The following is a 21,767-nucleotide window of genomic DNA, read 5'->3' as shown; positions in this document are numbered from 1 at the left end:
GAAAAGTGCGCCGCCCTGTGAAGGACGGCGCACGAGTGTGGGGCGCACACTTTCTTAAAGCTCCACGGCTTCGATCGTGCGGATCAGCGCGCCTGGGTCGGAGTCCAGCAGCTTCAGAGTCTCCAGTGTTTTGTCACTGAAGCCCGCCAGGCAGCAAACCTGGCGCTCTGGGAACTGCAGAGACCCGTAACCGTTCAGGTCAAAGCTGAACACTTTGGGATCGCAGCGGTGGCGCTCCTTCCAGCGGCGGAACGTGTCCACAGGCGTGTGGTGTCCCACCCAGCCCTGCATGTCAGAGAGAATGATGACACGGTCATACGCCCGGTCTGCGCGCTGGAAGATGGAGTGAAAGTTGGTGCCGCCGGACTGCGCTTGGCCTTGCAGCCATGCGGCCAGCGAGAGCGTGCTGTCGCGCTTGTTTAGCGTGACGTGCTTGGCGTCATTGCTGAAAAGCACGATGTCGGCGTCGTTGGCCTTGAGCAGCGTCGCGGCAAACAGCGAGCCAATTTGCAGAGGTCGGCCAATCATGGAACCGGAGCCATCCAGCGCCACGAGCGTGCGGCCAGGGAAGGATGGCACGTTCGCAAGCGAGATGTCCACAGCATCGCTGAGGGCAGCCAAGGCATCGGCAGCACGTGGCAGGTTGCTGGCCTGCACAGCCTCGAGCGCTGTCTGAAAGCGGAATGGCAGCACGAGCGATTTGCGGATGAGTTTTTCATCGCGCAGCATCGCCAGCGCCTCATTCACGGCTTCTGGAGCAGCTTCGAGCACATTGCGCAGATTTCGCAGCAGGGCAAAGTAGCCCAGCTTCCGCGTGCGGATGAGCTCCGACCAGGCCTCGCGTTTGAGCGAAGCAAGATCGTCGTCATTCTGCGCCGCGGCGCCCGCTTGCGTAAGCTTGGCCTCCCAAGTTTCAGCGGCGGCCAGCGTGCCTTTGACAAGCTTTCCAAGCGCCTCAGTGGCAGGTGGGTGAACGAGGTTCACGACATCGACCAGCGAGAGCTCGGCGCGGTCCTTGCGGTATTTCGCGAGCTGATACTCGTCGAAGCGCGAGAGCGCGCGTCCCAGACCTTTCTTGAGCGAGTTGGGAATCGTTTTGCCATGCGCGCCCTGATAGCAGGCGAGGATCTCGATGGCGTCGTCTGGACGGTGTACCACACGGTCATAGAACCGCGCCGTCCACGACTGGCCCTTCACGCTTTTCGCCAGTTCGGCCGCCGTGAGGTGGCTCACGCTGCGCATGCCGGCCTGCTTGCGGGCATAGAGCGCCGCCTTGGCCACGAACACTTTGTCGTTCTGCGCAGCGATGAGCTGTCGCAGCCGGTTTGCAGTGGCATCAGCGCTGCGGTAGAACTCATCCTTGAGCATGGCCGTGAGCATGAGGGAGGCCAGCTCGAGCTTGGGCGTCTCGGTGAACGCCTCGCCACCCGCGAGGTTGAGCGTGTCGGCACGTGGGCGCTGTTTGAGAATGTTGAATTTCATGGTGTGTATCTGAGTGGTTGAATGCGGAGAAAGTTTGCCAGGGAAACGGCCCGTGATAAGCCGCCGGCGCCCTTGCAGGCAGACCGGCTCCCGAAGTAACCCCGGCATCGCTGCCGCATAAGGTGCTGGATTTCGGAAAAGGATTTGGGGAGAAAAGTGATCCGAGAACGGATGCGTTAGCATCCAACCGCTCTGCCATTGAGCTACAGATGCCTGGTGGCACCCGGCAGGACTCGAACCTGCAACCTGTCGATTATGATTCGAAGTATCTCTGATCTCACTGCCCCAAAAAAGTGTTCGCGGAGAAAACTAGACAGGCTCTAACTGAGGAGCCAGGAATCGAACCCGGATCCGGCTTTCACCGGACCTCAACTCATGAGCACCGCACTTCAGTTTGTGTTTGGAGCGAAGAAATCCTGTCTTCACTGCCGCGAAATTGGAGAAAAAGGAAACTGAGGAGAAAGCCGGCCAGGGCTTCAGCCTGTCGCCAGGATGATGGGATTTGAACCCACGAGTTCCGGAGTATCCCCGGCCTCGCTGCCTCAGATGAAATTGAAAGTATTTGAACACGCGGGATTGAATCAATCGCGGATATGACCGGCTGTGCGTCACTCTTCGCGCACCAGCGCATAGAGCCTGCCATCGTAAAACTGGCCGTCCCGATGATAGGCGAGCCGTAGAAGCGGTGCCTCGACGACAAAGCCGCTCTTCTCCAGCACACGAGCGGAGCCGACATTCGGCGCAAAGATGGGCGCCGTGATGCGCCTCACGCCAAGCTCTCGAAAGCCACGCTCGGCGACGGCTTTGACCACCGCTGTCATGATGCCGCGCCCCCAGTGAGATTTGGCCAGCCAGTAACCGATTTCGGAAACGTGCTGCTTGCCAGCGCTCCCGACATGGAGTTCGACGGCGCCGATCATGCGCCCGGAGGATTCTCGGATGGCCCAGATCGTTTCGCGACCGTTCCGCTGCACATCATCCGCGATGATGGCGATCCACTCATGGGCCATCGCCAAGGTATAAGGATGGGGAATGAGCAGAGTATAACGACTGACCTCGTAGTCTCGCAGATGCGCATTGATGTCTTCAGCGTCTGCCATCGTAATGGCACTGAGATGAATTTCGGGTGTGATGGCGATGCTCATGGTGAATGGTTGAGTTGGTGGACAATGGTCGCCCGTGAAGGTGCTGCCCCCTCGATTTCTGGATGTAAGCCAGATGTGATGCTGTTTCACCAACAGGCGTGGAAATGGTGGTCGGTCCACAGGGACATGCACCCTGCTATGCCGGTTAAAAGCCGGCTGCTTCGCTGTCTAAGCTTTGGACCGAAAAATCATGGGAAAGATGAGAATGGAGCCCGGATTCATTTCATTTGAGGCTCTCTGCTTCGTGATTCTCTCGTCCATGCGGAAAATGGTGCTCACAGCGGGATTCGCACCCGCACTGACGACGTTCTCGACGTCGTGCCTCTGCTGTTGGGCTACATGAGCTTTTGAAATTTGAACGCGGTCCCGGCATGCAGACCGCGGGTTTTGAAAACGGAATGCGAGGGCTGAGACTACACCTCGCGTGCTGCTCCGTTGAAGCCATTATCCAAGGGTTTGCGGCCCCTGGTTCGGCTCGTATCCACCCTGCCTTGCAGGGTCGAACAGCATAGCTGCCTTTTTTAAAGTGTGGCTTCTCACTTGTCGCGTGACGACTGTCGGCGCTGCACCTACCACCGACCTTTCGGCCGTGCAGGGGAGCTACCCCTTATGTGCGGATTCACACCGACATCTCCGGGCTTGCGGCCCTCGGATGCCTCCATTGCCCTATGGCTGGAGGATTGAGCTATTTCACTCGTCACGCCGGACACCTCTTTGCGTTTTGTGCTAGATGCTTCTCGCGAAGCTTCATACCTGCGACGATGCGGATGTCCTGCGGTTGTCGCCGCCTTTTGGGCTGCGAAATGCCACACACCGTCTGCCTTTCACCTGTCGGCTACTCAACGGAATCTCAAGACAACGTCCGTGTTTGCACACGTCCGCCACCTCTTGCTCTGCGCCATCACCCTTGCCGACAAGGCTCGGATGTTTCTGGCGCTACCCTTGGCTTTATGGATCGCAGTCTGGTTGATCGTGAGGCCGGCACCACCCGCTGCTCTCCGGCGGCTGATGTTCCCCGTTTCCGGGCATCTAAACCGCCGTTTTTTCCACGACGCACTGCTTTCCCAAAACGACCACGGCCTTCGGGGCCTTGATCGCCCGCTTTCGCGGGAAGCCTGGGCTTGCATGGGCTGTCCGTGATCCCTCACGGCGCGAAGGTTATCAGGCACCTTCGCCTCTGACCGGCTCACGCCGGCTGTCGGGGCCATGCCCCCATCGGTTTCTGAGTTTCCTCACGGCACCGACGCGCCGTTTGTTAATATTGAAATTGGCAACCCAGACGGGATTCGAACCCGCAATAGCCCGATAGAAAGTCGGGTGCCTTGGCCAGTTAGACGACAGGGTCTTTGAAAATTAATCGCCGCCTTTGAGTAGGAAGCGATTGCTGATGGCTTTGAAGGAGAGGCGCCCTCCCAGAACCTGGCTGATGCTTTCGGTCTGCGGACGGATGACAATGCCTTCACGCTCGTTTTGCGTGCCGTCATAGAATCCTTCAGCGAGAGACAGGAGCGAGGCCTGATCATGAGCGAAGCATTCGCCGCGTTCCAACACGTCCACCATGGGAACGCCGATGGATCTGAGAAACTCGCCGGCCTCATCATGCGCGAGGTAGCGGTCATTCTTTTGATCATAGACGTTAAACGCTGCGAGCTGGATGCCTTGAAGGCCCAGACGATTCTTTTGAATCCCGGGACCGACCAGTTCCGCCTGCACGATCATCTCGGGATGACGGGCAAGGGAGGTTTCGATCTGGTATTTTTCCGCTGCATGCCAGTAGGCATTGTTGCCGCGCTTGAGGCTCCAGTTTCGACCACAGACAGTAAAGGCACCCGTGTGCCGATTGATGCCGTAGGTGGCCGAGGTGCCATCGCATTTGACGGTGATGACATAAGGACGACCTGTCAGCTCAGCGATGACTTCGGGCAGACTCTGCACGCGCATTTCATCGGTCTTAGGCACTCCGGGAAGGAACGTACCGTCCACTTCGTCATTCATGGGAATTTGAGGCTCCCATTTGCCGATGCGCAGAGATTCGGTCACATCATCGCCCGGTAGCAGCGCTGCGGGCAGTTCGGGAAACTGTCGCAGCGGCAGTAACAATCCCTGCGAGAGCACGCCGCGAAGACGAAGCGTTCGCAGTCGAAAGCTCGCGGGCCGTGCGATGGGCGTGCCATCTTTGGGCCGCCAGAGAAAGTGGAAGCGCATTTCATCAGGCGGCACGGCGTCGATTTCGAAAAACACTCCAACATCTCCGACTGCGAACTCGCCTTTTTTGACCACACACTGCCAGCCCTGAATGCGGGCCAGTTCGATGGCGTCTGCATTCGCAATGGCCTCAATGGCGAGAACTGTCTGGATAGAAGCGAGTTTACGTTTCATAAGGCTTGTTGTGTGGATGAGGATAATTGGCGGAACGCCGAGGACATGCTCCTCATGCCGCGCGATGGCGGCACGATCTCGTTAGCACCGAGCCCCGGCTCGCTGGTCCGGTTGGCGTTCCATTTTTGAAAGGTACTCCCGGCAGGAGTTGCGGCTCCTGCCGCTATGCAGAGTCTGCTCCGCGCCGCATAACGACGCGCTATCGCGCTTTGGCATTGCGCCTGCAACCTCCGCGTTCGAAGCGCGGTGCTCTATACATTGAGCTACGGGAGCATTGAAGTGGTGTCTCCGGCAGGATTCGCACCTGCGGCCTGCTGATTCGTAATCAGCCACTCTTTCTACTGAGCTACGGAGACATGAAGAGTGCCTGCGGCGAGAGCTGCACTCGCACTGGACCGATTTTGAAACGGGTGTCTCTGCTATTGGACTACGCAGGCATAAATGGTGCCCATGGCAGGACTCGCACCCGCACTGGACCGCTTCTGAGGCGGTTGTCTCTGCATTGGACTACATGGGCTAAAAGCTGGCGGCCCTGGATGGAGTTGCGGCTCCTGCCGCTGTGCGAATTCTGCTCCGCACCTCATGATGACGCGCTGTCGCGCTTTGGCGCTCGCACCATCAACGCTGCGCTTCAAAGGCGCATGCTCTGCTGATTGAGCTACAGGGCTGTCTTGAAATGGTCGGTCTGGCTGGAATTGCACCAACACCTCGCGGGTTATGAGCCCGACGCTCTACTGTTAAGCTACAGACCAATGAAAATGGTCGGATACCCCGGTGCTGCCCCGGGCTTGTCTTGGTCCCAAACCAAGCGAGTTCGCTGGCTCTCTCGTATCCGATGAAATGAAATGGACGTGCGCCCCAGGCTTGCACTGGGTAATGCGGTTTTGCGGACCGCCGACTCGGCTCTTTGTCTTGCGCACGAATGAAGAAAATGGTCGGATACCCCGGTGCTGCCCCGGGCTGCTCTTGCTTCCAAGGCAAGCGAGTGCTGCTGGCTCTCTCGTATCCGATATAAAAAATGGTTCCCTCAGCCGGATCCGCCCCGGCACCGCTTCGTCCACAACGAAGAATGCTGCTGTTACACTATGAAGGGAGTGTTGAAATTGAAATGGATCCTCCGGTGAGGTTTGCACTCACATGGTCCTGTTTACGAAACGGGTGCCTTTCTAGGTCGGCCACGGAGGAGTTTTTGAAAAGTGGTGCGGTCAGTCGGACTCGCACCGACGTTTCAGCCTTGGCATAGCTGCGTCCTGCTGCTGGACGATGACCACATTGAATCTGGTGCGGCATGTCGGTGCTGCCCCGACGCGCCCTGCTTGGAAGGCAGGCATGCTTGCTGTTACATCAATGCCACATTGAAAAGAAGAAATGGTCGCTGGAGTTGGCAGCGCGCCAACCTGTGCGGATCTTCAACCCGCCGCTCATCTGTCTAAGCCATCAAGCGTTGATTAAATAGGTGGTCCCTCTGCGTGGTGACGCTCCACGGTCTGCCGGTTATCGACCGGCTGCTCTGCTGTTGAGCTACGGAGGGTTGAAAAGAAAATGGCGGAGCACCAGAGAATCGCACTCTGGACGCCTTTAAAGGGCGCAGCGGTTTTCGAGACCGTTTCCTCGTCTGTGCCGGACGTGCTCCTTATCAAAGTGGTGCCCACACCAGGAGTTGCCGCTCCTGCGGCTGTGCAGTTACTGCTCCGCGCCTCATGATTTTGCGCTAACGCGCAGACCGCTGCACCTGGAACCACGGCCGTTAGAAGCGGCGTATGCATGTCTGTTACACCTCGTGGGCATTAAAAATTGGCTCCTCAGGTTGGATTCGCACCAACACAGCCGCTTTAACAGAGCGGCATCCTACTGTTAGATCACCGAGGATTTTTGAAATGGTGGAGCCGGACGGTAATGCTCCGTCACTTGCTGGGTGCAAACCAGCCGTGCAATCTTCTACACTACGGTCCCATGGAAACTGGCGGTCCGTGCGGGCTTTGCTCCCGCGACCCTCCGCTCGACAAGCGGGCGCTCTACTGGACTGAGCTAACGGACCTTGATTGAAAATGGTGGAGCCGGACGGTAATGCTCCGTCGCTTGCTGGGTGCCACCCAGCCGTGCAGTCTTCTACACTACGGTCCCATGAAAATTGGACGCAGGGGATGGAGTTGCACCAACCAAGACAGGCTTATGAGACCCGTCAGAGCACTGGCTCTCCCTGCATTTTGAAAAATGGTGCGGCGTCACGGTAACACTCCGTGCGGTCTCTGTGAGCATCGGGTTTACAGCCCGGGTCGCCTTTTTAACGATCTACCGCCGCGTTCTTTGAATTGGAAAAATGGCACGGCGGGTGGGTACTGCCCCCACATCTTCGGGTTTTGGAGGCCCGTGCATTGCTTGTCTGCCACCGCCGTATCTTATTGGAGAATCATCAAGTTCTGCCATTCAAGGACACGGAGTCGGCCGATCACCACTCTCTCCCACAGAGTAACACACCACTTTTGCCGTGCTCCGTGCCCTTGAATGGCAGATCAGCCTCTTGTGAAGGTGATCTGCCAAATAAAGAACGAACACCGCTGCCACGCACGGGATAGAGTGGAGGTCACTCGATCGCTGGCGTCGCACCCGCAGGTCTTTCACGGCGGATGTTTCGGTGTTTATGGCACACCTCCCAGGGAAGCCGTTTCGTGATGTCAAAAAGGGACAAAAAATCCCCGTATTCCTCGCTTCGGCGTAGGAATATTGCGTATTTGAAGACTGCTTCAGTTGACATTCGGTAGGAGGGGTGCGAACCTGTTTTCAGGTCTGCTTCTTGCGTTTCTAAACGACTCCTCCCGGAGTCAGCTTGGCTGGCCTTGCCCCGGTTTCCGTTAGCGCGGAGGCCGGGGTTTTTCGTGCTATGGGGTGGCGGTCAGGCGACCGCGGGTTCAATCAATGATTTGAAAAATGGGGTGGCTGGTTCGGTTCGATGCAAAAGAAAAAGCCCTGCTGCCTTGGAGTGGGCGAGCAGGGCTTCCTTCGGAAACTTGGCCTCCGGGGCCTAATGGGGCGTCAAAGCACCCTGCTCGTCATATCTCTTTGTCGGGAGACTCCAATCTTGATGTGCCTCATAGGCGGGCATAAAGCCAAGACCCAGTCTCACACACAAAATCTCTCCCCCACGCGCTATCAGCAGCGCGGATGAGTTAAGATGTGTCGAATTGGTTTTCATGGCTTGTATTGAAGGTAACGAATGATGACACGGCTTTATTGGGCCGTCAACAAAGAATCTGTATTTTTCTTATGCAGTCGGATTGAGGTGCTGTTTTCACACCTAAAACTCCTGCAGCTCAGCGAAACGCGTTTTCCATCGCCTCCACATTCGACTTCATCACAGTCATGAAGTCACCGCTCTCAGGCACGTTTCCACATGGATCAAAGACCACGCTCTGAATGCCAATGGAGGCGAGCTTGTCCACGTTCTCCTTGGTGGGCTCGCCTTCCCAGATCATCCAGCGCGCACGGTGATTGGCGAGAACTGCACGAAGATCGTTAAGCGCCGTGTCATCGATCGCCGTTTCTGGCTCCCAAAGGACCGACTTGATGTTCAGGCCATAACGACGTGCCAGATAATGATAGACGGGATGGGATGCCACCAGAGGATACTGAACCAAACGATGGCCGACTGCAGTCATGCGGGCATCTAGTGCATCCAGTTCACTTTTCAGAGCCTGCGTGTTTTTGGTCATGGCGTCCTGCGCGGCAGGCACCAGTTTGATCAGAGCGTCGCTCACTGCCTGCGCCTGCTTGGCAGCCTGGTCGAAAGCGATCCATGTGGTGAAAGCAGTGCCGCTGTGGCTGTGTTCACCACCAGGACCGTGGCTGTGCGTGGTGGCGTCTCGCACTTCAATAAATCCTGAGGCAAAAGCGGCGGATGTATCCACCACCTTGGACTCTGGCAGCGTCACCTTGTCAGCCCACTTGGAGTAGGCGGCGCCGTTCATGAGAATGAGGTCGGCATTTTGAAAGGCGGTGATGGCCGCTTCGTCCGGCTGCCAGAAGGCCGGATCCTCCCCCTTTGGCGCGAGGAAGCGCACTTCAACGGCATCGCCGGCGATGCGTTGTGCGAAGTACTGCAGCGGGTAGTTTGCCACCAGCACCTGAGGCTTGCCGGACTTTGCCGCCCCGGGCGTGGCCGCGCTTTCAGCAGCTTTTTCAGCAGGAGCCGGAGCCGAAGGCTTGCAACCCGCGAGGATCAAGGCAAGGCAAGAGAAAAGGAGTGTTCGCGTTTTCATGAGAGATTGGGACATTTGTTAGGTCATGCGCGATCAATGGCAAACTCACTTTTCAGTCACCGAGCCGGAACTCACCGCGCTGAAGGAGGTCACGCATCGCCTTACGATACGGTGCCGGCATCGGCGTGGACTCAAGTTCGGCAAAGGGGATGATGCGGTGCGTATCGGGCCATGCCCCGTTTTGCTCATACGGTTCATGCACCCATAGCGTGACCTTGTAGCGGGTGATGCCGTACTGCATGCGCAGCAGCACCGGCGGAGGCTTTTCGGCATGGCTGTCGTTTAACGCAGGCAGCTTCCACAATCCCGTCCGGCGTTTGCCCGTCTCCAGTTCCAGCAGCACCCCTTCTTGCGTGCGCAAAAAAATGACGCGCTCGGTCACGGCGGTGATCTCCTGCCGTGACTGCTTCACCGGCAGAGTTTCGGGGCTGGTGGCACGGCAGTGGGAGCGCACGGGACAAAGCTCGCACGCAGGCTTTGCGGGTGTACAGTGCGTCTGCCCGAGCTCCATCAGCGCCGAGTTTAGCGCACGCGGGTTTTCGGTCGCTTTCACCAGGGCCTTTGAGCGTTCCCACAGCAGCTTGACTCCAGCGGTGGAGTCCACAGGAGTGGCGTCGTTGTAAAGGCGCGAAAGAACCCGTGCAATGTTGCCATCCACAATCGGTTCCGCGAGACCAAAGGCAAAACTCGCCACCGCGCCCGCCGTGTAGGGGCCGACTCCCGGCAGCGCGAGAATGGCTTCTGGATTGGACGGAAACACCCCGCCGTGCTGCTCCATCACCTCCCTGGCCAGCTTCTGCAGATTCCGTGCGCGCCGGTAGTAGCCCAGCCCTTCCCAGGCTTTCAACACCTCGTCTTCCCGGGCGCCTGCCAGAGCCTTGAAATCAGGAAACCTCTCCAGCCAGCGGGCGTAGAAACCACGGTCCAGCACGGTGGCTATCTGGGTCTGCTGCAGCATCACTTCTGAAATGAGGATCGCGTAAGGATCGCGCGTGCGGCGCCAGGGATAGTCGCGCGCGTTGCTGGCAAACCAGTTCACCAGTTCCTCGGCTATGGCGTGGAGATCGGGCCTGGCAGTCTGGGTGCGCATCGTTGACCATCTATGAACGAACCTGTGCTTTTTTCATAAAGCTTTCGCTTCTCGTTCGTTTAAAATCCGCCTCTCATGTCCGCCCCCCTGACCAGCTACACCCATGCGCTCACTGCAGACCAGGCGGCGAGACTGCGCCCCCTTCTGGAAGCGCGTGGCTTCGAGTTTCAGACCAAGCCCTACTGCCTCTACGCCGCCGCCAAATCCAAGGTCAACATCTGCGTGTACGAAAAAGGTCCCAAGATCGTGGTTCAAGGCAAGGAGACCGAAGACTTCATCACCAATCTGCTTGAACCCGAGGTCCTCGGAGAGGCAAAGCTCGGCTACGAGGAAGTTCACCATCCGGAAATGTTTCAACCGCATATCGGCGTGGACGAGAGTGGAAAGGGCGACTTTTTTGGCCCGCTCGTCATCGCCGGGGTCTATATCGATGGTGCCGCCGCACACCGCCTGCGGGATATCGGCGCCGTGGACAGCAAGCGGATCGGCAGCGACGCCCGCATCTTCAAAATCGCCGCGGACATCCGCACCATCCCAGGACTGGCTTGGGAGGTCATCGCCATCCGCCCGGAACGCTACAACGAGCTTTACACCAAGTTTGGCAACTTGAACCGGCTGCTGGCCTGGGGCCACGCCCGGGTCATCGAAAGCCTGCTCGAGCGTGTCCCCGGCTGTCAGCGGGCCATCTCAGATCAGTTCGCCAATCCCGCCGTCCTGCAGCGCGCCCTGCAAACCCGCGGCAGGCAGATCGAGCTGGTGCAGCGCACCAAGGCGGAAAGCGATCCCGCAGTGGCCGCCGCCTCCATCCTGGCCCGCGAGGCCTTCGTGGGCTGGCTGAGATCCGAAGGCCAGGCTTACGGCATGGAATTCCCCAAGGGAGTTTCAAATTCCGTAAAACAAGCGGCCGCCACCTTGATAAATCAACATGGCAGCGACATTTTGCCCGCCCTGTGCAAGATGCACTTCCGGACTTCCTCCGAGGTACTATTCGGGTCTGTTTCGGAAACACCCCAGATAAATATCCCGAGAGAATCATAGGTAGGCAGGATAATTCGACACAGAATTTAGTTGCACCCCATTAAACGTCTCGCTAGTCACATCATTATGACAACGATCACCAAAAAGGATTTGGTTGCCGAGCTCAGCAATGCAACCGGGATCAAACATGCCGATACACTGGCCATGGTGGAAGCATTTATGGAGCTGGTTTCTAAAAACCTGGCCGAAGGCAATGAGGTCACGCTCCGGACATTTGGCACCTTTGACCTGCGCGTGGCACGTGGCAAAATTGGGCGCAATCCCAAACAGCCGAACTCCGAGGTGATGATTCCCGACCGCTGCGTCGTGCGCTTCAAGCCCAGCAAGGAGCTCAAATCCCGCGTAGCCGCCCTTTCGGTGAGCAAAGTGCATGACGGCCAGGCTTTGAACGGCAGCGCCGTGTAAATCCGTGCTTCCTGTGGGGAAACGATCGTAAGGGCTTGGTATTCGTGTGCAACGTCTGGCGATTTGGTGCGTACTTTTGGCCCACCATGCTGCCTCGATTACTCTCCACGCTCGCGTTTACTGTCCTGCTGACCACCGCTTCCGCCGCCCCCCAGTGGATCTGGAGCTCCAAAAGCGGCGACAAGGATCCCAAAGTCACTTTCCGTCACCGCTTTGAAGTCCCGGCCGGGGTGCAGTCTGCCACGCTGGAACTCACCTGCGACAACGGCGCGGATGCCCTCATCAACGGCAAAAAAGTCCTCTCCAATCCTGACTGGATGGAGCCCTCCAAGGCGGACGTCAGCAAAGACCTCAAGCCCGGCACGACGAATGAGATCATCGTCCACGCCCGCAATAAAGGCGGCGTCGCGGCTTTGATCGCCCGGCTGACGGTGAAGCTGCCGAAGGACCAGTCCAAAGTCCTCCTCGAGACCAGCGATAAATGGGAGGCGACCACCACAGGCAAGGAAGAGTGGAAGACTGCCAGCGTCATCAGTGAATACGGCAAGGGGCCCTGGGGCCTCGCCTTGGATGGCAAACCCGGCGGGGGCAACAGCGGCCCGGCCGAGAGCATCGCCGCCAGCGAGATCACCGTCCCCAAGGGCTTCAAGGTCGAAAAACTCTACAATGTTCCCAAGGACCAGGAAGGCTCCTGGGTGGCCCTCACGGTCGATCCGAAAGGCCGCCTCATCGCCTGCGACCAGTACGGCAGCATCTACCGCATGAGTGTTCCCGCCGTGGGCAAAACCGAGAGCCTCAAGCCTGAAAAACTCGCCATTCAACTCGGCAAAGCCCACGGACTCCTCGCCGCCTTCGACAGCCTCTACGTCATGGTCAATGAGGACGGCAAAAACAACGGCCTCTACCGAGTGCAGGACTCGGATGGTGACGATCAGTACGACAAGATCACCAAGCTCCACACCATGGCTGGAGGCGGCGAGCACGGCCTTCACAGCATGGTCGTAAGCCCAGACGGCAAACGCATTTTCTTCAATTGCGGCAACCACACCAAGCTGCCCGAAGGCCTGGAAGACAGCCGGCCGGCCAAAATCTGGAGTGAAGACCACATCCTTCCGCGCATGTGGGACGCGAATGGCCACGCACGCGGCATCCTCTCCCCCGGCGGCTACATCTGCAGCATGAACCCGGACGGCAGCGGCCTGGAGCTTTTCTGCTACGGCTTCCGCAATGAGTTCGACATTTGCTTCAATGACCAGGGCCAGCTCTTCACCTATGATGCGGACATGGAGTGGGACATCGGCAGCCCGTGGTACCGCCCCACCCGTGTAAACCACTGCGTCAGCGGCGCTGACTACGGCTGGCGCAGCGGCAGCGGCAAGTGGCCCAATTATTACCCTGACTCCCTTCCGACCACGCTCGACATCGGCCCCGGCAGCCCCACCGGCGTCGTCGCTGGCACCGGCGCAAAATTCCCTGCCAAATACCAGCACGCCATCTTCATCAACGACTGGACCTACGGTACCATGTGGGCCATCAACCTGGAAGCCAAGGGTGCCAGCTACGCAGCCACCAAGGAGGAGTTTGTCTTCGGCAAGCCGCTGCCCCTCACAGATGTGGTCATCCACCCGCAGGATGGTGCCATGTACTTCGCGGTCGGTGGTCGCAAAACACAGTCAGGCGTCTATCGCGTGACCTATGTCGGCACGGAATCCACCGCACCAGCGCAGGCACAGCCCGTCGCCGACGACTTCAAACTGCGCGCCTCTCTCGAAGCTTTCCACACAGGAAAGATCGATGCCGCCAAAGCACTTCAGGAAGCATGGGCCAACCTCGGCAACAGCGACCGCCATGTGCGCTACGCCGCTCGTGTGGCCATTGAAAAGCTCCCAGTCGCACAGTGGCAGGAGAAAGTCTTTTCGGAGAAAAACCCCGTCGTATTGATCGAAGGCATCATTGCTCTCGCTCGCGTCACGGGGGCCAAAGCCGGAAACGAAGGTGGCAGACCTGCCGCCAAGCCCACCGGCACCTCCTCAGAACCCATTGGCAACGTCTCCGGTGAGAATGCCGAGCTGCAGGGCCGCATGCTACTCACCCTGGGAAGTCTTGCAGGAACCAAGCTTCCTCTTGATCAACAGCTCGCCGCCCTGCGCGCTCTGGAACTCATCCTCATTCGTCTTGGCAAGCCCGACGCCGATGTGTGCTCCAAAATGGCCGTCGTGCTGGATGCTGCGTATCCGGCCGAAGATCCCTTCGTGAATCGCGAGCTCTGCCAGATCCTCGTCGCCATAGACTCCACACAGGTCGTTTCCAAAACCCTCGCCATCATGGCCACCGCCAAGGATGACTTTCAGGAAGTCGCCAGCGATGCGGTTTTGAGCCGCAATGACGGCTACGCCAACGCCGCTCGTGCCGCCGCAGGCAGCCGCCCGAATGCCCAGCAGATCAGCTACATGTTCGCGCTGCGCAATGCCACCGCAGGCTGGACTCCCGAACATCGCAAGACGTTCTTCTCCTGGTTCCCGCATGCCCGCACCTGGAAAGGTGGCAACAGCTTCAAGGGCTTCATCGAAAACATCCGCAAGGATGCCATGGCCACCTTTGTGCCTCAGGAAGAAATCGCCTCCCTCGAAGCCATCAGCAGCAAGGTTGAGGCCAGCACAACCATCCCCAACTACGTTGCACCGAAAGGTCCCGGGAAAAACTGGACCGTGGATGAAGCCGTCGCACTGACCGCCGGCGGACTCAAAGGCCGCAACTTTGCCAATGGAGAGGCCATGTACCGCAGCATCATGTGCGCCACCTGCCACCGCTTCAATGGAGAGGGCGGCAGCATCGGCCCCGACCTTACCGGCGTGGGCAACCGCTACACCATGCGCGACCTGATGGAAAACATCGTCGATCCCAGCAAGGTCATCTCCGACCAGTACGACAGCCACGAAATCACCAAGAAGGATGGCAGCGTCATCATCGGCCGCATTGTTGTGGAGGAAAACGGCAAGGTCTTCATCATGACCAACCCCTTCGCCCCCAACGACCACATGGCCATTAATGAGAGCGACATCGCGAAGAAAGGCACCCGCAAAGTCAGCATGATGCCCCCCGGCCTCATCAATAATCTCAATCAGGAAGAGCTCCTCGACCTCATCGCCTACATGACCAGCGGCGGGAACGCGAAGGACAAGGCCTTCCAGAAGTAGCCCTGTTGCACGACATCTGAATCAAGGAAGGCCGGCGCTTTGCCGGCCTTCTTTTTTCCCCTGTTCAAAGGCGGGCACTGCGGCTAGAAAGCCCGAAAACATGCAGCACTTCTTCACCCAAGGAATCGCCGTCCTTTTTTCCCAGGCACCTGATCTCGGCTCGCTGCGCCAGCTCTTCGAACGCCAGGGCTGCATCATTACTGCCGACGAAGACGCCACTGAATGGAGGGAGATGCAGGGAGCCTGCCTCACTCTCGCGACTGATTTTGAAAATGGCGCCGTCTGCTGGGTGGACATCTGCGAATTTCCCTGGCCGGATGACATGGGAGCCACCGGAGATCCCACTTTGCTGACTTCCGCCCATGCGTTGGGAGCCTTTGGCCCCTTTGTGCATACGGGCGCCTTGGAGCGTGCACTTCAGGCACCCGGATACCAAGCAGCGGTACCGACAGCGCACGAACACCGCGCCTTTGTGCGCCTGCGCACGACTCACTTTTTTCAAGCTCCTGACAGTGCTGAAAAAACAAGCCCTGCTAAGGCGGAGAATGCCAGGCCGCTGCAGGAGCTCGGTTTCTTGCTCAAAACAGCCGCCGCGCTCGCGGAGCTGCCAGGTGCGCTCGCTTACTTCAATCCGAACAGCGAAATGATTCTGCCTTTGGATGGCCTGGGCGGTATACTGAGCAGCGCACAGGAGCACAAAACTTTTCCCATCGAGGCTGTCTGCCGTTTGCGAGGCTGCCCCGCCGAAGAAAGCTGGTCCTTCGTGGACTGCATCGGCATGGCACAGCTGGGCATGCGCGATCACGAGTTCGCCTGGGAGGACATCTCCAACACTCGCACTGAACAGATCCACTTCCTGGTCAACCTCCTGCACTATCAGGCGGACAACACGGTACAGATTGAAAGCGGGCACACGACCGACGGCCCCAATGGTCAGCGCTGGCGTGCTCAAGAGCGTGAAGAGTCTTGTATGGTTCCGCCACGGAAGGTTCTGCACTGGACGCTGGAAGGCGCGCCTCCCGAACCCGAACAACTGGCCGCAAGGCCCGGCAGCGCACCACCAGAGACGAATGAAGAAAGCGCGCTGTTCTCCGAAGCCTCTGAAATCATGGCCAAGCTGGATGCCTGGCAGGCGTTGCGCAGTACGATCCATCAACGCGCGGTGAGCTGGCTGCGCTCTACCGAGTTTCGCACGGTTTACTATGACGACGCCCATGTGCCATTCGCGATGAAGATCGCGCTGGAGATGGCCATGTCCAAAAAAAAGGCGCAGGACACCTGGCAGCAGCTTCAGTATTTGGGACAGCAAACTCCGCAGTTATGGAACCAGTACCAGCAGCTCGCGACTCATGGCCAGGTGTGGTTCGCCGTGCCGATGATGACCAATCCTGCCTTTGCCACAGAAAAGAACACTTTGTTGCCCTGCGGCGTCATCGTGGCCGCAGAGCAGACGAGCACGGAAATCTGCGCCGCAGGCATCTTTGCCATGGTCGCTTATGAAGTTTATTCTGGAGAGGGCGACGCAGCCAAGTTTCCTGGAACAGCGAAGATGATGTCTGACGACAGCTACCGAGTGTTTTACCGCGAAGCCTTTCCGCTGACAGAAACGCATGGCCGTCATTTCACGCTGCTGAGCGTCCTGCTACGCCATTCATGGATGCCGCCAAAGGACGTGCCGTTTATTCCCTTGCTCGCCATGCCCGGTCCTCAGGGGGCCGTGGTCCAGATTCCCTGGCACATTGCCACCGGCACCCCTCCTCTGCCCGGCTCTGCGGATCCTGGACGCTTTGCCGAGGTTGCCGCGCTGGACCCCAAGACGGTGCATAAGCCGCAGAAGCGAGGCTGCTGGGACATCATCAGCCTCATTATCTGGGCAATCTTTTTGACCGGAGTCATCGGCGGAATTGTACAGTTCTTTATCGAAACGCCATCCAAACCCTCCAAAACACCACAGCTTCAAAAGAAGGTTTCGCCGCAAGGGGCGTCTAATCAGAAATAGCCGCTCCTCCCGCACGTTTTCCATTCATCACTCACACCTCCATGCATCGCATCTTTTTCGCCCTTCCTCTTTTCGCAGCACTCGCCTCAGCCGCCGAGCCTGCAAAACCTGCTGAACCCAAAAAGGAGAAGCCCTTCACCCCCGGTGGCATCTACCGTCAGGGAGACATGAACCGGCCACGCCCCACGGTGATCACGCCGCCCACTGCAACGACTGCTCCCAGCGATGCCATCGTGCTCTTCGATGGCAAGGACCTCTCCAAATTCATCCGTAGACCGCGCAAAGACGACAAAGACCAGAGCGACGTGCCGAACTGGAAGATCGAAAATGGCTACGCAGAAATCCTGCCCAAGGGCGGCGACATTGATACCAAGGACAAATTCGGCTCCTGCCAGATTCACCTCGAATGGGCCACGCCTGCCGAGGTCGTGGGCAAAAGCCAGGGCCGTGGCAACAGCGGCGTGCTCATCCATGGCTGGGGAGAGGTGCAGGTGCTCGACTCCTATGAAAACGACACCTATCCCGACGGCCAGGCCGGCGCCATCTACAGCAACTATCCACCGCTCGTGAACGCCAGCCGCAAGCCCGGCGAGTGGCAGAGCTACGACATCATCTGCGAATGCGCGACGCTGGATGAAAAAGGTAAAGTCGTCCAGCCAGCTCGCATCACTGTGTTTCACAATGGCGTCATCGTGCAGCACGCCGTCCCTCTCGAAGCGACCGTTCAGGAGTTTGGCTTTGCGCTGCAGGATCATCACAATCCCACCCGCTACCGCAACATCTGGGTGCGCCCCCTGCACCGCCGCGATGAAAATGCGAAAAAAGACGAGGCCGTGAAGTAAAAATGTTTCGCGCCCTGCATTATGACGGACCTACGCTGCGATCCCGGCGTCACTGTCCGCCTACTTCTTCTTCGCCGCAATCTGGTCCTTCCGCAGCTTCTCCGTCACCATCTTGTGCGTCTCCTCACCTATCCACAGATCGGTGCAGACAGACGGTTTCCCTGGCAGCTCGGCCGTGCGATTGAAGAGCAGTGCATCGCCCTCCTTCAAATCGGCCAGTTTGACCTGCTGGTCCGCCTTCCACACACGCGTTGCGTCATTCACGCGCAGAATGCGCCTTCCGATGTCCTGCGGCCGCTGCATGTCCCCATTGTAATCCTTTACCAGCGGGAGCTGCCAGGCCACATGGACCTGATCTCCCTGCATAGCTATGACACGAGCCGTGATCGCATTTGCGCCCGCGTGGCTGAAGTCATCGCTGATGAAACTGATACGGGTAAAAGCTCCCTTCTCATCCTGGAAAACATGAAAGCGATAACGCTGGCCGGTGGGTAGTAGGGCAAACTGCGGATCGGCACCGAGAAGTTTGAGCGTGTGGTGCTTGATCAAGGTGAAGTTCACAGGCTCGCCCGTCAGTTCGCTGAGAAACTGGCCCGAGCCTTTCTTGGCATCCACCTGCACGAGCTGGCCAAACATCATGTGCTCAGCGAAGGGCGGCGGCTTCACATCGTCTTTGAGCTGGTACCAGGGCAGCTTCTCATTGCTGAAATCCGTGCGAAAAGGAAACTGCTCAGGGTAATCATGGGCCACATTTTCCACCAGTTCCTGATTGAGCATGCGGCCAAATCCGTAGCCCATCAAACTCTCACCATAGAACTGATCCTGCACCTTCCAGCCGCCGAGGAAAACGCGCACGACACGCCCGCGGCGAAAGCCTTCGAGCATGTTGCCCACCTTCACCGTCACCTGCACGCCGCTGCTGCCGAAGTATTCGGTGGGCACCTTGTTCACCTCAGTGATGGAGCAGCCTTCACCATCCACACCTGGATTCCACGTGCGGAGCTCTTCGTTCGCCACGCAGAGCTTGCCGCTTTTCCCCACTGCGATCAGCTCGCCATACGCAGCCTGAAAGGCAGCCGGGTCAGCACTGAAAAAAGTAAGAGTCACAGTGTTGCCCGAAGTTTTGTCGATCCAGCCAGCCACACCGCGCTTCTCCGTGAACTCGCGGAACTTCTTCAACTGCGCCGCATCAGCCGGCTGGCCGTCATCGGTGGTGACCAGCTGTGAGCCTGGCAGCATGAGGAAGGTCATCTTCGTCCCCAGCGGCACCTCACGAAGATCCGCCTCCACCCCCTTGTACTTCATGATCGCATAAGGCGGCATGGAGAAGGGCACCAGCGTGCCGTCGTCTGCGCGGAACTCGCCTTTGCGCAGAATGTAGTCCACACTGACGAGCTCGCCATGGATGCGCCTGGCATCATTCAGCGGCGGGAACTCCATCCCATGGGCGAACATGGAGGAGGCAAGAAGCAGGGAGCAGAGCAGTCGCATGAGGTGGGTCACTTAAATTTCACATCCACCTTAGGCAGGAGGGCCTTGATTTTGGCCTGCGTCTCTTCCGGGTAGCCCTTCTGGCGGTCGATGATTTTAAGCTCTTTGAGAAAGCTGAAACCCTTCAGCACCGCCAGACGCTCCTCCGGCATGGCCGGGCTGCCGAGTTCGAGGGATTCGAGCTGCGTCATCGTGGCCAGCAGCCTGAGATCATCGTCGGTGGTGGCCTTGCAGTTCGTGAGCGTCAGGCGCTTCAACGTCTTGATCTCCTTCACGATGGGAAGCGACTCAGATTTGTCGAAGCCCTCACCAAGCTGCAATGATTCGAGCGGCAGCGTGGTGATGTTTTTCAGCGCAGCAGGTGTCGCATGCGCACCTAGCTCCAGCCCTTTCAGCTTCGTCAGCTTGGCCAGATTGGGAGCACCTGCATCCGTGAACTTCGCATGCGCAAGGCTGATGCTTTCGAGATTCGGCAGGTGGTCGCACAGTTCTTTCAACCCCTCGTCGTCAATGCTGCTGCCACGATGGCTCACCTTGATCAGCTTGGTGAAGCCGTCGAATTTCGCGTAGGCGCGTCCGGTGATCTTGGTGCCCACAAATGAGAAGGACTCCAGATTTTTCAAACCGGCGAGCTGCGCCATGCCCGCATCCGTCAGCGAACCGTTGTTGGTAAAGCGCAGAGTCTTGAGATTGGTGAGCTTCGAGATGTTCGGCATCCACTCGTCATTGAACTTGGTGGAAATCACATTCAGCGACTCCAGAGTGGTGATGTGACCCAGATGCTCAAAGAAGGCCGCATCATACGGATCTTTCTCGCGATGGTCATGCGGTCCTGTGTTTGGCACGGCAAGGTCCACCAGCTTCAGGCTCTGGCCGTCTTCGGTCTTTTCGACTTTGCCCTTGGCACCTTCGACGATCTTGGTGACGGCTTCGACATGCGGGTCCAGGGCAAGAGCGGGAAGGCTTGCGGCAAAAGACAGCAGGGTGAGGAATGAGAGAGTTTGTTTCATGGGAATTGGTTGGAAAAAATGGAGGAGGTCTCGGATCACACGATTTCACTGACGGGTCCCAGGCTGTCCACGAAGGTCTCTGCATTGACCTCCATCTTCTGCAGCATGGTCACGAGCACATTGCTGAGGCGGGCCTTGCCGTCCTTGGGTTTGCCACAAAGGCTGCGCCACTCGTCATAGCTCAGCGTGTAGTCCTCTTTGAGATGGGGCTTGTTGTAATCCAAGTGCTGGCCGTGCTTGAGGCCTAGACCTTTTCCACCAGCGAGGAGGATGGGCAGGTTGCTGTTGCAGTGGCTGTGGCCGTAGCTCATGCCGCTGCCAAAGAGCACCATCGTGCGATCCAGCAGCGGCTCATCGCCATCCTTCACAGCACGCAGTTCATCAAGGAAATGCGCAAATTGCTGCATGATGAAAGCATCGCTCTTTGCCAGCCGGTCCAGGATCACCGGATCACCGTTGTGATGGGAGAGATTGTGCCGTGCCTGCGTGATCTGAATCTCAGGAATCGCCAGCCCATTGCCTTCGCTGCCGTTCATGTAGGTAACCACGCGCGTCATGTCAGTGCGCAGCGCGAGTACAATGATGTCGAACATCGTGCGCCAGTATTCACCCGCCTGCGCCTTCGGCACATCGCGCTGGAAGGGAGCGGCGAGATTCTTTTCCACCACCGGCTTCGGAATGTCCAGCCATGCGTCCAGGCGCTCGGTGCGCTGCTCCACATCGCGCACGGCGTGCATGTATTCGTCCAGCTTGGTGCGGTCGTCAGAGCCGAGCGCGAGACGAAGGGACTTCGCATCATCCAGCACCGCATCCAGTACACTGCGGCGTTTGGTCAGGCGCACTCGCTGCGCTCCGATGCCCCCTGGCTCTTCACCAAACAGACGGTTGAAGATGAGCTTTGGATTGTCCTCCGCCGGCAGAGGCACGCCATCGCGTGAGAAGGCCAGCGTGTTCGTGCCAAAGGGGTGCCCGGTGCCGGAAGAGATGGAAAGCTCCAGAGAATTGAAGCGCGTCTGCTGACCCACCACCTCGGCCATCATCTGATCGCAGGAAATGGTGTTTTCGTATTTGCGCCCGCCCTGCGCATCGATTTTAGCTCCCGTGAGCCATGTATCCGCGCACACATGCGCCTGTCCCAGACCGTTTGGATGATGCAGACCGCTGAAAACCGTGAGATCCTCCTGATGTTTCGCCAGCGGCTTCAGCGAAGGAGACAGCTCGTAGCCCCGCCCCGCCTGTTTGCACTGCCACGTCATGCCGTTCACGCCGTTGGGGATATACACAAACACACTGCGGCGTGGCTTGGTCGTGGCGGCGGCGCTGGCTCGCAGAGGCGTCATCGCATCGAGCAAAGGCAGCGCCATGGTCGTGCCGAGTCCGCGCAGAAAGTGGCGGCGGTTGAGAAGCCAGCGTTGGGATTGGATGTTGCTCAT

The 21,767-nt window shown here is 58.3% G+C and carries 13 protein-coding genes and 14 tRNA genes; 5 read left to right on the top strand and 22 right to left on the bottom strand.

Going from position 1 to position 21,767, the window contains the following annotated elements:
* Positions 1-54 precede the first annotated feature (54 nt).
* The 19 genes from ACILSR_RS19910 to ACILSR_RS19820 all read right to left on the bottom strand — a co-directional run bounded on the left by ACILSR_RS19910 (position 55) and on the right by ACILSR_RS19820 (position 10,352).
* The gene (locus tag ACILSR_RS19910) at positions 55-1,482 is read right to left on the bottom strand and encodes a TROVE domain-containing protein (protein WP_395751542.1); all 1,428 of its coding nucleotides are present in this window, start codon (positions 1,480-1,482) and stop codon (positions 55-57) included.
* A gap of 218 nt (positions 1,483-1,700) precedes the next feature.
* Positions 1,701-1,766: transfer RNA gene (locus ACILSR_RS19905), tRNA-Met, on the bottom strand.
* Positions 1,767-2,090: 324 nt separating this feature from the next.
* A complete protein-coding gene (locus ACILSR_RS19900) occupies positions 2,091-2,627 on the bottom strand; it encodes a GNAT family N-acetyltransferase (RefSeq protein WP_395751541.1) in 537 nt (178 codons plus the stop codon).
* A 269-nt stretch (positions 2,628-2,896) separates the two neighbouring features.
* A tRNA-Leu gene (locus ACILSR_RS19895) sits at positions 2,897-2,972 on the bottom strand.
* 923 nt (positions 2,973-3,895) lie between these two features.
* A tRNA-Glu gene (locus ACILSR_RS19890) sits at positions 3,896-3,972 on the bottom strand.
* A gap of 8 nt (positions 3,973-3,980) precedes the next feature.
* A complete protein-coding gene (locus ACILSR_RS19885; protein ID WP_395751540.1) occupies positions 3,981-5,006 on the bottom strand; it encodes an RNA ligase (ATP) in 1,026 nt (341 codons plus the stop codon).
* Between the two features lie 133 nt (positions 5,007-5,139).
* Positions 5,140-5,279, bottom strand: a tRNA-Arg gene (locus ACILSR_RS19880).
* Positions 5,280-5,286: 7 nt separating this feature from the next.
* Positions 5,287-5,362, bottom strand: a tRNA-Arg gene (locus ACILSR_RS19875).
* Between the two features lie 8 nt (positions 5,363-5,370).
* Positions 5,371-5,443, bottom strand: a tRNA-Leu gene (locus ACILSR_RS19870).
* 5 nt (positions 5,444-5,448) lie between these two features.
* A tRNA-Leu gene (locus ACILSR_RS19865) sits at positions 5,449-5,523 on the bottom strand.
* A 160-nt stretch (positions 5,524-5,683) separates the two neighbouring features.
* A tRNA-Ile gene (locus ACILSR_RS19860) sits at positions 5,684-5,758 on the bottom strand.
* A gap of 357 nt (positions 5,759-6,115) precedes the next feature.
* Positions 6,116-6,191, bottom strand: a tRNA-Thr gene (locus ACILSR_RS19855).
* Positions 6,192-6,203: 12 nt separating this feature from the next.
* Positions 6,204-6,277, bottom strand: a tRNA-Gly gene (locus tag ACILSR_RS19850).
* 524 nt (positions 6,278-6,801) lie between these two features.
* Positions 6,802-6,875: transfer RNA gene (locus tag ACILSR_RS19845), tRNA-Asn, on the bottom strand.
* Positions 6,876-6,884: 9 nt separating this feature from the next.
* Positions 6,885-6,959: transfer RNA gene (locus tag ACILSR_RS19840), tRNA-Ala, on the bottom strand.
* 8 nt (positions 6,960-6,967) lie between these two features.
* Positions 6,968-7,044: transfer RNA gene (locus ACILSR_RS19835), tRNA-Asp, on the bottom strand.
* Positions 7,045-7,327: 283 nt separating this feature from the next.
* Positions 7,328-7,402: transfer RNA gene (locus ACILSR_RS19830), tRNA-Trp, on the bottom strand.
* Positions 7,403-8,317: 915 nt separating this feature from the next.
* Positions 8,318-9,262 (bottom strand): metal ABC transporter substrate-binding protein, encoded by a 945-nt coding sequence (locus ACILSR_RS19825; protein WP_395751539.1) that lies wholly within the window; start codon positions 9,260-9,262, stop codon positions 8,318-8,320.
* A 52-nt stretch (positions 9,263-9,314) separates the two neighbouring features.
* The gene (locus ACILSR_RS19820; protein WP_395751538.1) at positions 9,315-10,352 is read right to left on the bottom strand and encodes an A/G-specific adenine glycosylase; all 1,038 of its coding nucleotides are present in this window, start codon (positions 10,350-10,352) and stop codon (positions 9,315-9,317) included.
* Positions 10,353-10,427: 75 nt separating this feature from the next.
* On the opposite strand from ACILSR_RS19820, the gene rnhC reads away from it, so the two are divergent.
* The 5 genes from rnhC to ACILSR_RS19795 all read left to right on the top strand — a co-directional run bounded on the left by rnhC (position 10,428) and on the right by ACILSR_RS19795 (position 17,833).
* Positions 10,428-11,390: a ribonuclease HIII gene (gene rnhC, locus ACILSR_RS19815; protein ID WP_395751537.1), complete on the top strand. Its 963-nt coding sequence runs from the start codon at positions 10,428-10,430 to the stop codon at positions 11,388-11,390.
* 30 nt (positions 11,391-11,420) lie between these two features.
* The gene (locus tag ACILSR_RS19810; RefSeq protein WP_395751536.1) at positions 11,421-11,795 is read left to right on the top strand and encodes an HU family DNA-binding protein; all 375 of its coding nucleotides are present in this window, start codon (positions 11,421-11,423) and stop codon (positions 11,793-11,795) included.
* A gap of 86 nt (positions 11,796-11,881) precedes the next feature.
* The gene (locus ACILSR_RS19805) at positions 11,882-14,992 is read left to right on the top strand and encodes a c-type cytochrome (RefSeq protein ID WP_395751535.1); all 3,111 of its coding nucleotides are present in this window, start codon (positions 11,882-11,884) and stop codon (positions 14,990-14,992) included.
* Positions 14,993-15,092: 100 nt separating this feature from the next.
* Complete coding sequence (locus ACILSR_RS19800) at positions 15,093-16,991, top strand: DUF4261 domain-containing protein (RefSeq protein WP_395751534.1); 1,899 nt, start codon at positions 15,093-15,095, stop codon at positions 16,989-16,991.
* A gap of 41 nt (positions 16,992-17,032) precedes the next feature.
* Positions 17,033-17,833 carry a DUF1080 domain-containing protein gene (locus ACILSR_RS19795; protein ID WP_395751533.1) on the top strand — a complete coding sequence of 267 codons (801 nt, stop codon included), beginning with the start codon at positions 17,033-17,035 and terminating at the stop codon, positions 17,831-17,833.
* Between the two features lie 60 nt (positions 17,834-17,893).
* Here ACILSR_RS19795 and ACILSR_RS19790 read toward each other — a convergent pair whose 3' ends face one another.
* From ACILSR_RS19790 to ACILSR_RS19780, 3 genes are read right to left on the bottom strand one after another with little or no spacing between them, the layout of a single operon-like run.
* Positions 17,894-19,324 carry a hypothetical protein gene (locus ACILSR_RS19790; RefSeq protein WP_395751532.1) on the bottom strand — a complete coding sequence of 477 codons (1,431 nt, stop codon included), beginning with the start codon at positions 19,322-19,324 and terminating at the stop codon, positions 17,894-17,896.
* Positions 19,325-19,332: 8 nt separating this feature from the next.
* Positions 19,333-20,334: a G protein-coupled receptor LGR4 gene (locus tag ACILSR_RS19785; RefSeq protein WP_395751531.1), complete on the bottom strand. Its 1,002-nt coding sequence runs from the start codon at positions 20,332-20,334 to the stop codon at positions 19,333-19,335.
* A 35-nt stretch (positions 20,335-20,369) separates the two neighbouring features.
* Positions 20,370-21,767 (bottom strand): DUF1552 domain-containing protein, encoded by a 1,398-nt coding sequence (locus ACILSR_RS19780; RefSeq protein ID WP_395751530.1) that lies wholly within the window; start codon positions 21,765-21,767, stop codon positions 20,370-20,372.

It is taken from the genome of Prosthecobacter sp. (assembly GCF_044222565.1).
Classification (GTDB): domain Bacteria; phylum Verrucomicrobiota; class Verrucomicrobiia; order Verrucomicrobiales; family Verrucomicrobiaceae; genus Prosthecobacter.
The sequence above is the reverse complement of the archived record's forward strand: the minus strand, read 5'-3'. Positions and strand labels throughout refer to the sequence as shown.

Coding starts and splice junctions, on each gene's coding strand:
- ACILSR_RS19910 (WP_395751542.1), bottom strand. CDS start 1,482: ATGAAATTCAACATTCTCAAACAGCGCCCACGTGCCGACACGCTCAAC.
- ACILSR_RS19900 (WP_395751541.1), bottom strand. CDS start 2,627: ATGAGCATCGCCATCACACCCGAAATTCATCTCAGTGCCATTACGATG.
- ACILSR_RS19885 (WP_395751540.1), bottom strand. CDS start 5,006: ATGAAACGTAAACTCGCTTCTATCCAGACAGTTCTCGCCATTGAGGCC.
- ACILSR_RS19825 (WP_395751539.1), bottom strand. CDS start 9,262: ATGAAAACGCGAACACTCCTTTTCTCTTGCCTTGCCTTGATCCTCGCG.
- ACILSR_RS19820 (WP_395751538.1), bottom strand. CDS start 10,352: ATGCGCACCCAGACTGCCAGGCCCGATCTCCACGCCATAGCCGAGGAA.
- rnhC (WP_395751537.1), top strand. CDS start 10,428: ATGTCCGCCCCCCTGACCAGCTACACCCATGCGCTCACTGCAGACCAG.
- ACILSR_RS19805 (WP_395751535.1), top strand. CDS start 11,882: ATGCTGCCTCGATTACTCTCCACGCTCGCGTTTACTGTCCTGCTGACC.
- ACILSR_RS19800 (WP_395751534.1), top strand. CDS start 15,093: ATGCAGCACTTCTTCACCCAAGGAATCGCCGTCCTTTTTTCCCAGGCA.
- ACILSR_RS19795 (WP_395751533.1), top strand. CDS start 17,033: ATGCATCGCATCTTTTTCGCCCTTCCTCTTTTCGCAGCACTCGCCTCA.
- ACILSR_RS19790 (WP_395751532.1), bottom strand. CDS start 19,324: ATGCGACTGCTCTGCTCCCTGCTTCTTGCCTCCTCCATGTTCGCCCAT.
- ACILSR_RS19785 (WP_395751531.1), bottom strand. CDS start 20,334: ATGAAACAAACTCTCTCATTCCTCACCCTGCTGTCTTTTGCCGCAAGC.
- ACILSR_RS19780 (WP_395751530.1), bottom strand. CDS start 21,767: ATGAGCAACATCCAATCCCAACGCTGGCTTCTCAACCGCCGCCACTTT.